This is a genomic window from Methylobacterium sp. A49B (assembly GCF_053346215.1).
Genome location: NZ_JBKFBO010000053.1, coordinates 1 through 214, shown reverse-complemented (window position 1 = coordinate 214; position 214 = coordinate 1). Strand labels below are relative to the sequence as shown.

The window sequence follows — 214 nt, the reverse complement described above, 5'->3', positions numbered from 1 at the left end:
CCGGTCGCTCCCGTTGAACCGGTCGCTCCCGTCGAGCCGGTACGACCCGTGGCTCCAGTGGCGCCCGTCGAGCCGGTCGAACCGGTGGCTCCGGTCGAGCCAGTGCGGCCTGTCGCTCCGGTGGCGCCGGTCGAACCGGTCGCTCCCGTTGAACCGGTCGCTCCCGTCGAGCCGGTACGACCCGTGGCTCCAGTGGCGCCCGTCGAGCCGGTCG

1 protein-coding gene is annotated in these 214 nt (G+C 74.3%); it reads right to left on the bottom strand.

Going from position 1 to position 214, the window contains the following annotated elements:
- On the bottom strand, positions 1 to 214 hold a 214-nt coding region (locus ACLBX9_RS03815; protein ID WP_447717959.1), incomplete at both ends, for a hypothetical protein.